Origin of the sequence: Corynebacterium sp. (genome assembly GCF_030532195.1) — a bacterium.
GTDB lineage: Bacteria > Actinomycetota > Actinomycetes > Mycobacteriales > Mycobacteriaceae > Corynebacterium.
Map to the genome: position 1 here is coordinate 179,208 of NZ_JAUNLP010000004.1, position 13,576 is coordinate 192,783.

The 13,576-nt window shown below is 58.1% G+C and carries 13 protein-coding genes; all 13 read left to right on the top strand.

The annotated features are described in order from the left end of the window. The first annotated feature begins 19 nt into the window (after nt 1–19). The 13 genes from Q4E11_RS06210 to Q4E11_RS06270 all read left to right on the top strand — a co-directional run bounded on the left by Q4E11_RS06210 (nt 20) and on the right by Q4E11_RS06270 (nt 13,483). Nucleotides 20–814, top strand: a complete 795-nt coding sequence (locus Q4E11_RS06210; protein ID WP_303164465.1) for a hypothetical protein — start codon at nt 20–22, stop codon at nt 812–814. Beyond that, nucleotides 811–1,167, top strand: a complete 357-nt coding sequence (locus Q4E11_RS06215) for a hypothetical protein (protein ID WP_303164467.1) — start codon at nt 811–813, stop codon at nt 1,165–1,167. The genes Q4E11_RS06210 and Q4E11_RS06215 overlap by 4 nt, the downstream gene beginning before the upstream one ends. A 3-nt stretch (nt 1,168–1,170) precedes the next feature. After that, nucleotides 1,171–1,527: an LppP/LprE family lipoprotein gene (locus tag Q4E11_RS06220; protein WP_303164578.1), complete on the top strand. Its 357-nt coding sequence runs from the start codon at nt 1,171–1,173 to the stop codon at nt 1,525–1,527. A gap of 77 nt (nt 1,528–1,604) precedes the next feature. After that, nucleotides 1,605–2,198: a TetR/AcrR family transcriptional regulator gene (locus tag Q4E11_RS06225; protein ID WP_303164469.1), complete on the top strand. Its 594-nt coding sequence runs from the start codon at nt 1,605–1,607 to the stop codon at nt 2,196–2,198. Between the two features lie 330 nt (nt 2,199–2,528). Beyond that, nucleotides 2,529–4,109 (top strand): carboxyl transferase domain-containing protein, encoded by a 1,581-nt coding sequence (locus tag Q4E11_RS06230; RefSeq protein WP_303164471.1) that lies wholly within the window; start codon nt 2,529–2,531, stop codon nt 4,107–4,109. A gap of 52 nt (nt 4,110–4,161) precedes the next feature. Beyond that, complete coding sequence (locus Q4E11_RS06235) at nt 4,162–6,255, top strand: acetyl/propionyl/methylcrotonyl-CoA carboxylase subunit alpha (RefSeq protein ID WP_303164474.1); 2,094 nt, start codon at nt 4,162–4,164, stop codon at nt 6,253–6,255. Between the two features lie 70 nt (nt 6,256–6,325). Then, on the top strand, nt 6,326–7,498 hold the full coding sequence (locus Q4E11_RS06240; RefSeq protein WP_303164476.1) for an acyl-CoA dehydrogenase family protein: 1,173 nt from the start codon (nt 6,326–6,328) through the stop codon (nt 7,496–7,498). Nucleotides 7,499–7,500: 2 nt separating this feature from the next. Next, on the top strand, nt 7,501–8,040 hold the full coding sequence (locus tag Q4E11_RS06245) for a MaoC family dehydratase (RefSeq protein ID WP_303164478.1): 540 nt from the start codon (nt 7,501–7,503) through the stop codon (nt 8,038–8,040). Nucleotides 8,041–8,046: 6 nt separating this feature from the next. After that, nucleotides 8,047–8,925, top strand: a complete 879-nt coding sequence (locus Q4E11_RS06250; RefSeq protein ID WP_303164481.1) for a CoA ester lyase — start codon at nt 8,047–8,049, stop codon at nt 8,923–8,925. Between the two features lie 112 nt (nt 8,926–9,037). After that, nucleotides 9,038–10,792: an AMP-binding protein gene (locus Q4E11_RS06255; protein ID WP_303164484.1), complete on the top strand. Its 1,755-nt coding sequence runs from the start codon at nt 9,038–9,040 to the stop codon at nt 10,790–10,792. A gap of 3 nt (nt 10,793–10,795) precedes the next feature. After that, a complete protein-coding gene (locus Q4E11_RS06260) occupies nt 10,796–11,539 on the top strand; it encodes a CoA transferase subunit A (RefSeq protein ID WP_303164486.1) in 744 nt (247 codons plus the stop codon). 2 nt (nt 11,540–11,541) lie between these two features. Beyond that, nucleotides 11,542–12,222, top strand: a complete 681-nt coding sequence (locus Q4E11_RS06265) for a 3-oxoacid CoA-transferase subunit B (RefSeq protein WP_303164488.1) — start codon at nt 11,542–11,544, stop codon at nt 12,220–12,222. Nucleotides 12,223–12,274: 52 nt separating this feature from the next. Further along, the gene (locus tag Q4E11_RS06270; protein WP_303164490.1) at nt 12,275–13,483 is read left to right on the top strand and encodes an acetyl-CoA C-acetyltransferase; all 1,209 of its coding nucleotides are present in this window, start codon (nt 12,275–12,277) and stop codon (nt 13,481–13,483) included. The last annotated feature ends 93 nt before the right edge of the window (nt 13,484–13,576 follow it).

A 13,576-nucleotide genomic window follows, 5' to 3' on the forward strand; every position in this document is an offset into this window, starting at 1 on the left:
GCTAACTGAAAGGAACAACATGGCTCATTACGACATTTACGAAGATCTCGGATTAGACCGTTCGCTGGAGTCTGGGAAAATCACCAAAATTTTGGACGAGCGTCTAGCCGCTACGCCGTCCGGCAACGTAGCTGATCTGGATCGGTTGAAAACGGCTCGCAAACTATTTGAAGATGACACACGCCGCGTGGCATACGATAAGGCTCTCGCTGATCCAACGAGCCCAGAAATCACTATTGGTCGCTTCCGAGCTTTTGCTGATGGCACATTTTCGGACACCACGGCCCGTAAGCCGCAATCAACCACATCAGTCAGCCGCCACGAGGCGACGACTTCGGGCGTCACGACGAGCAATTCTTCGGCATCCCATAGAGCGTCCACTCCGACAAACATGTCGTGGGCTGAGTCGGATGTACATGGGCCTGTTAGCCAGCAGTCACCGTCACACAGCGTTGGCTATTCGGGATATTCGCCTACGGCTGCGCACGCACCGTCCTCTCAGTCCACTTCAGGAGCACCGAATCCAACCGGCTTTGACCTGCGCTCTTTGGCAGTTTCCCCAAATCGCAAGCGTACCGAATCACTCATGTGGCTAATTGGCTGGATGCTCATTTTGTTGGGATGGCTTGTCTTGTTGGGCTATTTAGTTTTTGACAGGGGCGGTTCCAGCGAAGGGTTATTCGCAAGTATTGAGCGTGCTTCAGTTCTTGGTTTCCTAGTTAGTTTTGTCATCTTTCACACCGCGGGAATGCTCGTGACCTTGAACTCCATCTGGCACCTTCGCGTTTACTACGGACGGAAGATTGGACTATGAGACGACTCGTCCCTCTGCTTGTCGCAGCTGGTCTCGCATTAACGGGATGTGCAACTGAGCAAGCTAGTCAAAACAATGCGCAATCTGGCGCAGCAAGCCACAACAATTCAGCTGCGACTGGCAATTCGGTGGATAATGCTGAATCTGTCGGCACGTCGGATAGTGCTGAATCCGCGGTTTCTTCAGTGCAGACCTCAGAGTCCAGCTTGCCACCGAATGTGAAACCGTACATTGGGCATCGCAAACCTGACACCGATATGAGCAATCCGCGCTATCTCAATCAGGAGCCCAACTCATCAGAATCCGACCCCACCGGCTGCGGTAATACAAACGGTAATCAGGCTGTGCGTTAGAATATCGCCACAGTACAACCCACCCGCTGGGATTGGGATTCGGGCTCCGCGGACACCACAACTTATGATGCGTGTAAGCCCTTGTCATGGGTAGTAGTGACAATCCATCATGGTACGGCCTCGTCGCCGTTCCAGATTATGCTTTTTCATTACGGCGAATATCTGGGTACCACTACCGCAGAAGCTTATGGATTCTGGCCAACCGTGACGCGTGCGAACGACCACAAAATCGACGTCACTTACTACTATCAAAAACCGGGTGAAGGTGTTGCGAATCGTTCAGGGGAAACCTATGCCACCTTCACATGGGACGACTCGGCTGGCCGTGTCATCATGTCTGGAAATGTTCCACCCACGTAGTTTGTGCAGGCGAGCTTCGATACCGCCATCAAAATTTCACTGACGCTAGCAGCTGATCGCGTTTAACATAGGGGTTTATGTCACGTAGAGCCGAAGCACGACAGCGTCGAGAAGCAGAAATCCTCTCCGCTGCCGCCGCCATTATCGCCGAGCGGGGATTTCACCAGACTCGGCTGGAGGATGTCGGCTCCGCCGTGGGAGTTTCTGGCCCGGCGCTGTACCGCTACTTCAGCGGTAAGGAAGAGCTGCTCGCGCAGATTCTCATTGATATTTCGATTCGCCTTGTCGACGGTGCGCGGGCGGTATTGGAGCAGGCAGAGCGCAAAAATTGGGGTGCGGAGGAGGCGCTTCGCGAGCTGCTTGCGCATCATGTTCACTTTGCTGTGACTGAGCCGGATCGCATTTTGGTTCAGGAGCGCGAAGGTGGAAATCTTTCGCCGAAGCAGAGCGCGAAAGTGCGGTCATTGCAGCGCTTGTACATGATGATGTGGGTGGATGCGCTGCGTGAGCTGCATCCGAATCTAAGCTCCGATGATGCGCAGCTGAAAGTGCAGCTCGCAGCCGGTCTGATTAACTCTTCCAGGCATGTGCTCAAATGGGCAGGGCCTGCTGTGACCAGTGAAAACACCTTTGAAATGGCTCTTGGAGCCATGGGGATTGAGAATAGATAATCCCGGTTAACTTTTCTTGCCGTCTGGCCTCGCTACATCGCGGTAGCTCGAAGGTCGGGCGGTTTTGTTGTGTGCAGTGTCGGTGTGAGCGGCTTCCGGTGGGGTTACACACAGTAAATTTACCCCCGAAACAGGTTTTATTGGGAAACTTTTATCAGGGCTAGGAATAGGCGTTTTATCTCGGCAAATGGCGTGGAGGTCGGGCTTGTCGGCGATATTGTCGGGGGTAGAAGTGTGTTCTGCAAAACAAAAACTCTTGTGAGGTGACTGGGGTCACATTAACCTTTCTGCCAAGAAAGTTAATAGTCATTAACGGAAAGTATTTCGCCCATGACTCAAGCCACAGCACTGACCAACAGGCAGCGCCACGAAGAGCTCGTTGCAGAGCTAAAAAAGCTGCTCAGCACTACTGCACGAGGTGGTTCCGAGCGCGCTCGTGCCCGCCACATTTCTCGCGGAAAGCTGCTGCCGCGCCAGCGCATTAATCAGCTGCTGGATCCTGGCAGCCCGTTTTTAGAGGTCGCGCCACTGGCCGCCCATGAGATGTACGGTGGCAAAGTTCCGGCCGCGGGCGTTATCGCCGGTATCGGCATTGTTGAAGGTCGCCGTTGCCTCGTCGTTGCCAATGACGCAACTGTTTCCGGCGGCACGTACTACCCGCTGACAGTCAAGAAGCACTTACGTGCCCAAGAGATTGCCAGCCTCAATCACTTGCCGTGCATCTACCTCGTGGACTCGGGTGGAGCCATGCTGCTCAACCAGGATGAGGTCTTTCCCGATCGCGATCACTTTGGTCGAATCTTCTACAACCAAGCGAACCTCTCCGCCCGTGGCATCCCGCAAATCGCAGCGGTGATGGGCTCATGCACCGCCGGAGGTGCATACGTGCCAGCAATGAGTGATGAAGCAGTCATCGTGAAAAACCAGGGCACCATCTTTCTGGCAGGTCCGCCGCTGGTCAAAGCTGCAACCGGTGAGGATGTCACGCCCGAGGAGCTCGGTGGCGGTGAGCTGCACTCGAAGACATCCGGCGTTACTGACCACCTGGCGGTTAACGACGCCGACGCTCTGCGTCGCGTCCGAGATATCGTCGCGACCTTGCCGAAAGATCCGGCGGCACCGTGGGATACCGAGCCCACTGTCGCGCCGACACGCAGCCAAACTGACCTCTACGATGTCGTTCCTGTCGATGCCAAGGTACCGTACGACGTCCACGAGGTTATCGACATCATCGTTGATGGCGGGCAGTATCAGGAGTTCAAAGCCGAATTTGGCACCACGTTGGTCACTGCTTTCGCCCGCATTCACGGTCACCGTGTGGGCATCATCGCCAATAACGGCATCCTCTTTGCAGAGTCCGCACAAAAGGGCGCGCACTTTATTGAGTTGTGTGATCAGCGCGGTATTCCGCTGGTATTTCTGCAGAACACCACCGGCTTCATGGTCGGTCGTGAATATGAGGCCGGCGGTATTGCCAAGCACGGCGCCAAGATGGTCAACGCCGTAGCTACTACGCGCGTACCCAAGTTCACCGTCGTCATCGGCGGAGCATTCGGTGCCGGCAACTACTCCATGTGCGGTCGTGCCTACTCACCGCGATTCCTGTGGATGTGGCCGAACGCTCGCATCTCGGTCATGGGTGGGCCGCAGGCAGCCATGACGCTGTCGACTGTGCGTCGTAATCAGATTGAACGCTCAGGTGAGAGCTGGTCCGAAAAGGAGCAAGAAGAGTTTGAGGCGCCAATCCGCGAGCAGTTTGAGCGTCAATCGCACTGTTATTACTCCTCAGCACGCCTTTGGGATGACGGTGTCATCGATCCCGCAGATACCCGCCGAATTCTCGGCATGGCCCTCGATGTGGCAAGTAGCGCACCGCTGGATGACCAGGGCTTTGGCGTCTTCCGCATGTAGCAACCTGAAAAAACTTTCGACACCACTTTTCTTGAAGGGAAACAAAGGGCACATGACAGCGCACAACATGCAGCCACAGGCAGCTGCCACCAGCTTGACCACTGTGTTGGTCGCAAACCGCGGGGAGATTGCCTTCCGCATTATCCGCACACTCCGTGACAACGGGATTCGCTCGGTCGCGGTTTACTCGGATGCCGATGCCGATGCGCCACACGTGCGAATGGCAGACATGGCAGTCCACATCGGGCCGTCTGCTGCTCGCGAGTCGTACCTGGTCATCGACAAGATTATCGATGCCGCTCGTCGCTCCGGCGCAGACGGCATTCATCCCGGCTACGGCTTCCTGTCCGAAAATGCCGATTTCGCGATCGCCTGTGAAAAGGCTGGAATCGAATTCATCGGTCCGTCAGCCAGCGCCATCAACACCATGGGCGACAAAATCTCGGCTCGTGCCGCCGTAGAAGCCCGCGATGTTCCGACCGTCCCGGGACTGTCTCGCCCCGGGCTTGCCGACGAAGATCTCATCGAGGCAGCTCCTTCGATTGGTTTTCCGGTACTGATTAAGCCATCTGCAGGTGGTGGTGGCAAAGGTATGCACCGTGTGGAAAATGCAGAGGACTTGCCGGCTGCGCTCGCAACGGCCCGTCGTGAAGCGGCGGGAGCCTTCGGCGATGACTCGCTGTTCATCGAGCATTTCGTGGATACCCCGCGGCATATTGAAGTGCAGATTCTCGCAGATAAACACGGCAATGTAATCCATCTGGGAGAGCGTGAGTGCTCGCTGCAGCGACGTCATCAAAAGGTCATTGAGGAAGCGCCGAGCCCATTGCTGGATGAAAAAACGCGTGCAGCAATTGGTGAGGCGGCCTGTGATGCGGCCCGATCGGTGGGCTACGTCGGTGCGGGCACAGTGGAATTCATTGTGCCGGCAAAGGATCCGTCGTCGTTTTACTTCATGGAGATGAATACGCGCCTGCAGGTGGAGCATCCAGTAACGGAGCAGGTCACGGGGCTGGATTTGGTGGCGTTGCAGGTAGAAATCGCCTCGGGTAAATCCCTGCCGATTGCGCAGGACGATGTGACGTTGACCGGTCACGCGATTGAAGCGCGCGTGTATGCCGAGGATCCGGCGGCGGGATTCCTGCCGACCGGCGGTACAGTCTCTCGCGTCATCGAGCCTCGCGGAGCAGGGGTCAGGGTGGACTCGGGCATCGTGGATGGCTCTGAGGTCTCCTCTCTGTACGACCCAATGCTGATGAAGATCATCTCTTACGGTGACAACCGCGAGCAGGCACTCGAGCGCCTGGACCAGGCCCTCGGAGACACCGTTGTTGCAGGTGTCGGGGTCAATATCGATTTCTGTCGCTACCTGCTGAATATTCCTGAGGTCCGGGCCGGCGAACTCGACACCGGTCTTCTAGACCGCGTCGCGGAGGGCTTTGCCACCACCGAAGCCCCAGACGATGTCTACATCGCCGCGGCAATGAGCTGGTTGACCACGCGTTTTGACGCCGCCATCGATTCGCCGTGGCTCACCCCAGACGGTTGGCGCGCCAGTGAACCTGCCTCGCAGCGCATTCGCTTCGGAGTAGGGGAGAGCTCGCGCTTGATCTCTATTGTGGGCACGCCATCGCTTGCCGACGTCATCGTCGGCGATGTGGTGGCAGGCCTGTCCGCCGAGGCGGATAACGGCGATACCGAGTCGCCAGAGCCACGAAATTACACAGTTTCCGTCTACCGCGACGGGGAACGCCTACGCATTGTCCGCGATGGAGTAGCACAGCACTTCCTGGTCGAAACCATCGACAGCGCGGGCTCTGCGAGGCGGGAGGAATACGTCGTCACCGGTGCCCACGGCACGTGGGTGTTGCCTCGCACAGAGGTCGTCACCGCCGGTGCCGAAGCCGATACCTCCGGCTCGGGTGCGGTACATGCGCCCATGCCGGGAGCAATCATCGCCCTGTCGGTGGAGGAAGGCACGCACGTCGAAGCCGGCGCCGCCCTGCTGGTGATGGAGGCCATGAAGATGGAGCACACACTCACCGCTGAAGTCGCAGGTGAAGTCAGCTTTGCAGTCGCGCCGGGCGATCAGGTCACCGGTGATCAGCAACTGGCCACCATCACAGTGGCCGAAGCCGAGAACTAACAGCACCCACGCAACTCACAACGCACCCTACATAGACGCAACGCACACCTAATAACTAAGGAGCACACATATGTCTTCCAGCAGCACCACAATTGCAACCGCCATCCTCGACAACGAGTACGTGGAACTGCAGAAAGTCGTTCGCGAATTTGCCAATGAAGTTGTCGCGCCGGTATCCGCCGAGCACGACCGCAACCACACTTTTCCGTATGAGGTCGTCTCGCAGATGGGCGAGATGGGACTATTCGGCCTGCCATTCCCGGAGGAAGTCGGCGGCATGGGCGGCGACTACCTCTCCTTCGGCATCGCCCTGGAAGAGCTGGCCAAGGTCGATCAGTCGGTCGCCATCACGCTGGAAGCAGGAGTTGGTTTGGGTGCCATGCCAATCTTCCACTTCGGCAACGACAAACAGAAGGAGACTTACCTGCCGGATCTCACCGCAGGTAAAAAACTTGCCGGCTTCGGCCTGACCGAGCCGGATGCGGGCTCCGATGCCGGTGCCACTCGCACCACGGCTCGTGAGGATGGCGATGACTTTGTCATCAACGGTGCCAAGCAGTTCATTACCAACTCCGGAACCGACATCACCTCGCTGGTCACCGTCACCGCAGTCACCGGAGAAAAGGACAATGGCAAGAAGGAAATCTCCACCATCATTGTGCCGAGTGGCACTGAGGGATTCATCGCCGAGCCTGCCTACGACAAGGTCGGTTGGAACGCCTCCGACACCCACCCGCTGACCTTCACCGATGTCCGCGTCCCCCAGGAAAACCTGCTGGGTACCCGAGGTCGCGGCTTCGCAAGCTTCCTGTCCATCCTGGCCGAGGGACGAGTTGCAATCGCTGCACTTGCCACCGGTGCCGCGCAGGGCTGCGTCGATGAGTCGGTCCGCCACGCCAAGGAGCGCCAGTCCATGGGGCGTGCGATTGGCGAGTACCAGGCCATTTCCTTCAAAATTGCCCGAATGGAAGCGCGCGCTCACACCGCCCGCATGGCGTGGTACGACGCAGCAGCCAAGATGGCCGCTGGCGCAGATTTCCGTCGTGAAGCGTACATCGCGAAAATGGTTGCTTCCGAGGCGGCGATGGATAACGCTCGCGATGCGACCCAGATCTTCGGCGGATACGGATTCATGAACGAATACCGCGTGGCACGCCACTACCGCGACTCCAAGATTCTGGAGATTGGTGAGGGCACCACCGAAGTTCAGCTCATGCTCATCGCCCGCGGATTGGGGCTGTAACCATGACTAATAAGGAAACGGAAGTTACCCACGACGTCGTCCAGCGTGGGCTGTGGTTTGAGGAATACGAAGTCGGTGCGCGTTACCTGCACCGTCCCGGGCGCACAGTGACGGAAACCGACGATGTCATCTTCACCACTCTCACCATGAATACGCAGCCACTGCATTTGGACGCACACTGGGCGAGTCAGCAGCCGGGATTTGGCGGTGAGCGGCTGGTCAACTCGATGTGGACGCTGTCGACGGTTGTCGGACTCTCGGTCGGTCAGCTCACCCTCGGCACCATCGTCGCCAACCTGGGCTTTACCGAAGTCGCTTTCCCCGCACCGATGTTCCACGGCGACACCCTCTACGCCGAAACGGTCTGCCGCGCTAAACGACTGTCCAAATCCCGCCCTAACCAGGGAATTGTCGAGCTGGAGCATATCGGCCGAAACCAAGACGGCACTGTCGTCTGCCGCGCCGTGCGCTCCACGCTTGTGCAGTGCGCACCGACATCGCGTAACGACGGCACCGCGAACGCAGCCGAAAAGGACAAGTGAGCGCCCATGACTGCGAAAGAGACATGGCAGCCAGTAGGACCTGCGATTTTGTTCGCGCCGGCCGACCGCCCAGAGCGTTTCGCCAAAGCGGCTGACCGCGCCGACATGGTGATTCTTGACCTCGAAGATGGATGCCGTGCAGAAAATCGTGTGGCCGCCCGTGAGTCGATTGCCTCCAGCCAACTCGATCCGGCTCGCACCATTGTGCGCGTCAATCCGCCGGAGGTAGCGGATTATGCAGCTGATATTGAGATGCTGCGGGGCACAGATTTCCGTCAGGTGATGTTGCCGAAGGCATCATCTGCGCAGCAGGTAAAAGACCTGGTAGAGGCATTGGGTGAGGCCACGGAGGTCATTGCACTTATTGAAACTCCACTTGGAGTACTGCGTGCTGAAGAATTGGCCGCCACAGATGGTGTCGTTGCACTGTTTTGGGGCGCCGAAGACCTAGTCGCAGGGCTAGCTGGGACAGCATCGCGTTTCAGCGAGACAGAGGCCAAACTCGCGCCGGGCCGCATCCACGCCGGGGCCTATCGCAGCGTGGCAGTTCATACCCGCAGCCATGTGCATCTGTCTGCAGCCGCACATGGAAAGGCCAGCTTGGATTCCATCTACGTCAACATTGCCGACACCGATGGGCTGGCCGCAGAAGCTGCCGATGCCGCAGCACTTGGCTTTGCCGCAACAGTGTGTATTCACCCAGGTCAAGTGGCCACTATTCGCCAGGCGTACCGCCCCAGCGATGAAGAAATTGATTGGGCGCGGCGCCTGCTCGCCGAGACCGAGAAGAACTCCGGTGCCTTCAGTTTCGAGGGACGAATGGTCGATGCTCCACTTTTCCGCCAAGCAGAAGCGATTGCCCGGAGAGCGGCGGCAAGCAGCTAAACCAACCAATCTCACCACCTACCTTCCACTCAATTTTCCACCACATCACCGCAAAGATTTTCTCCGCTTTTCGCGAGTGCGCGAAGAGCCCAGATTTCAAGGAGGTCTCCTCATGACCACGACACTGAATAAGCACGCGGAGCAGCGCCTTGCCGATCCGTCCAAGCTGCCGGAGGGGTTTAGCACTGTTCCGGCGCCATTCGGCAAGGATGTCGTCGATGCAGATGGCAACAAAATGAGTCATGTCTTCGGCGCCGGTATCGAGCAGGGAGCAGCACCGCTGCGCGATGAAACCCTGGGCGAAAACCTGCGCGCTATCGTGGAGAAGTTCCCCTCCCGCGATGCCATTGTGGACGTCTACGCGGACGTGTCCTTTACCTATGAGCGCTTCTACAACAGAGTTCTGCGTCTTGCCAGCGCCTTTATCCGCGAGGGCTATCGCCCCGGTGACCGCATTGGTATCTGGTCCACCAACCGCTGGGAATGGACCGTGGTGCAGTACGCCTGCCATCACATTGGCCTGGTTTTGGTCAATATCAACCCCGCCTACCGCCAGCACGAACTGAACTACGTGCTGGAAAAGGCCGGCGTCCGGATGGTCTTTGCCGCGCGCCGTTACAAGGACTCCGACTACCGCACCATGCTTATAGAGGCCTCCAAGCAGCGTGGTGTTCGCTTGGACAAAGTCATCTACTTCGGTTCCTCTGAGTGGTACGAGCACATGCACTGCGACATCGATGACCTGACTGAGTACACCTCGCAGCTGCACCCAGATGATCCAATCAATATCCAGTTCACCTCTGGTACTACGGGGTTCCCGAAGGGCGCGACGCTCACACACCGCAACCTGCTCAACAATGGCTACTTCATCGGTGAGCTGCTGGGATACACCGAGGCCGACCGCATCTGCGTGCCAGTACCGTTCTTCCACACCTTCGGTATGGTCATCGGCACATTCGCTGCATTCACCCACGGTGCTGCAATCATCATTCCGGCACCGAGTTTTAAAGCCCGCGAAACGCTCAAGGCCGTCCACTCAGCCAAGGCCACCAGTCTCTACGGTGTGCCAACGATGTTCATCAACGAACTTGAAGAAGCTGAAGACCAGGTCGAATACGGCTCACCGTATGACCTGTCGATGCTGCGCACCGGAGTCATGGCCGGTACCTCCTGTCCGTCGAAGACAATGCGAGAGGTGATGGACAACCTGAACATGAAGGAAATCGCCATTTGCTACGGCATGACGGAGACCTCGCCGGTGTCCTTCCAAACTCGCGCTGACTCGCCGCTGGAAAAGCGCGTCAACACTGTCGGCCAGATCATGCCTCACCTGGAAGCCCGCATCATTGATGAAGTAACAGGTGAAACCGTCCCGCGCGGTGCCCAGGGAGAGGTGGTCATTCGCGGTTACTCCGTGATGAAGGAGTACTGGCAGCACCCGGAAAAGACCGCCGAAGCCATCGACGCTGACGGTTGGATGCACACTGGCGACTTGGGCGTGCTTGACGACGAAGGCTACTTGTCTATCACCGGTCGGATTAAGGACATGCTCATTCGCGGTGGCGAGAACATCTACCCGCGAGAGATTGAAGAGTTCCTGTTCACGCACCCCGCTGTCGTCGATGCGCAGGTCATCGGTGTTCCCGATGACAAGTACGGCGAGGAAATTATGGCGTGGGTCATCTTGCAGGATGATGTAGAGGATTTGACCGCCGAGGATGTTGCAGCATTTGCCCAGGGAAAACTGTCCCGTCACAAGATCCCGCGGTATGTCCACGTGGTCGAAGAGTTCCCGATGACGGCCTCGGGCAAGGTCCGCAAGGTCGAGATGCGTGAGCAGGCACCGCGCATCCTGGGATGGGTGTAGCCGATGTCGAAGACTGTGAATCAGACCGGGCGTGAGCTCGTCGCAGGTCTTGTCACCGATGGCATGACTCTGGCAGTAGGAGGTTTTGGTCTCTGCGGAGTGCCGTACACCCTCATCGACGGGGTGCGTGACTCCGGGGCTAAGAACCTGACGATTGTCTCTAACAACATGGGAATCGACGGCCAGGGGCTGGGCATTTTGCTGGAAAACAAGCAGGTTGCCAAGGTCATTGCCTCCTACGTTGGTGAAAACAAGGAATTCGCACGTCAGTACCTTGAAGGCGAGCTGGAAGTTGAATTCACTCCGCAGGGCACGCTGGCTGAGCGGTTGCGCGCCGGAGGTGCCGGTATTCCTGCCTTTTACACCGCAACCGGTGTCGGCACGCTCGTTGCAGAAGGAAAGCCACACGCCGAGTTTGACGGACACACCTACGTGCAGGAGCGAGGCATCGTCGCTGATATCGGGCTCGTACACGCCTACAGCGGAGATATCGACGGAAACCTCGTCTATCGCCGCACAGCGCAGAACTTTAACCCCCTGTGCGCGGCATCAGGGCAGACCACAGTTGCGGAAGTGGAACATCTGCTGGGGCGCGGAGAGATTGATCCGGACCTGGTGATGACACCGGGCGTTTACGTGCAGCACGTGGTGCGTGGCGACGGTCGTGACAAGCCAATCGAGAAACGCACGACCAGACCGCGAGATGTCCGTGGCGCCGGGGAAGCGGCGACAGGGGAGGAGCTTTAGATATGGCTTTAGCAAAACCAGCGACAACCAGCATTTCAGCCAAGGGCTGGAGCCGCGATGAGATGGCGCAGTTGGCAGCCGCAGAACTGCGCGACGGTGACTATGTGAACCTGGGAATTGGTATTCCGACGTTGGTTGCCAACCACATTCCCGAGGGCGTGCGGGTGCTGTTGCAAAGCGAAAACGGCATCTTGGGCATGGGCGCGTTTCCCTACGAGGGCGATGAGGACGCAGATCTGATTAATGCGGGTAAGCAGACTGTGACTCTGGTTCCGGGCGCGGCAATTTTTGACTCTGCGACGAGCTTCGGCATGATCCGCGGCGGTGCGGTGAAGATGGCAGTTCTCGGCGCGATGGAAGTCAGCCAATGCGGTGACCTGGCCAACTGGATGATTCCGGGGAAGATGGTCAAGGGCATGGGCGGGGCCATGGATTTGGTGGCTGGTACCCCGCGAGTCGTGGTCCTGACCGATCACGTATCCAAAGATGGCAAACCAAAATTGGTAAAAGCCTGCGAACTGCCCCTGACTGGTGCGAAAGTAGTGAAAAGGATTATTAGCAACCTGGGAAGTTTCGATGTCGCTGACGATCACCTGGTACTGCGCAAGCTGGCACCGGGCGTGACCTTGGCGGATATCGAGGCCAACACTGAAGCCGCGTACGTGGTGGATTTAGAGAATTAAAGACAAAACCATGTGCTGTAGTGCTCATGAGTATTACTAGGAGAATTAATCAATGAGTAACCTTCCTGCTCCCAGCCCCAATGATGTCGTCATCCTCGCAGGCGCTCGTACCCCGCAGGGCAAGCTGCTCGGCCAGCTCGCTCCACTTACCTCTGTCGACCTCGGTGCACACGCCGTCAAGCACGCAGTTTCTCGCGCTGGCATTGCCCCGGAGGAGGTAGAGCACGTTGTTCTCGGCCAGGTGATTCTCGCAGGTGCAGGCCAGAACCCGGCTCGCCAGGTGGCTATTAAGGCAGGTCTGCCGTGGAACACCACTGCAGAGATTGTGAATAAGGTCTGCCTCTCTGGCTTGAACGCTGTAATTCACGCAGCTCGTATGATTCGCCTCGGCGATGCTGATGTCGTAGTGGCTGGTGGGCAGGAGTCCATGACTCATGCTCCGCACGTGGCCCGCGGTGTCCGTCAGGGCAAGTCGTTCGGTGAGCTGAAGCTGGAGGACACCCTGGAGCGCGACGGTCTCGTTGACTCCTTCGACGGCGTGTCCATGGGCACGCTTACCGACGGCCGCAATAGCGACCTCGGAATTACTCGCGAACAGCAGGATGAGGTTGCAGCTGCTTCGCACCAACGTGCAGCTAAGGCCCAGGAAGACGGCATCTTCGCCGAGGAGATTGCTCCGATTGAGATTCCGCAGCGCAAGGGCGACCCAGTAGTTGTGGACTCCGACCAGGGCATTCGCCCGAACACCACTGTCGAGACGCTGGCTAAACTGCGTCCGGTCTTCCTGAAGGAAAACGGCACCATCACCGCCGGCAACTCCTCGCCTATTTCCGATGGTGCAGCCGCTGTCGTGCTGGCATCCCGCGCCTACGCAGAAAAGCACGGCCTGGACTACCTCGCAGTGGTGGGCACGGCAGGTCAGACCGCAGGTCCGGACAACTCCCTGCACGCACAGCCGTCGGACTCCCTCCAGAAGGCACTGCGCCGCGCCGAGTGGGACGTTCAGGATCTGGACTTCATCGAAATCAACGAGGCCTTCGGTGCGGTTGCCGTCAAGTCCCTGCGTGAGCTCGACTACCCGCTGGAGAAGACCAATATCCACGGTGGTGCGATTGCTCTTGGCCACCCAATCGGTTGCTCTGGTGCTCGCCTGACGCTGACTGCGGCTATGGAGCTGAACCGCCGTGGTTCCGGTCGCGCAGGTGTCTCCCTGTGCGGTGGCGGTGGTCAGGGTGACGCGCTGCTGCTGTACCGCGAATAATGCGATTTCGGCCTTACTCCCGCTCTTTTACGCTGCTGCTAATGCGGCAGGGAAGAGCGGGGTTTGTCGTCTGCTGCGACAATCGGGCTAATT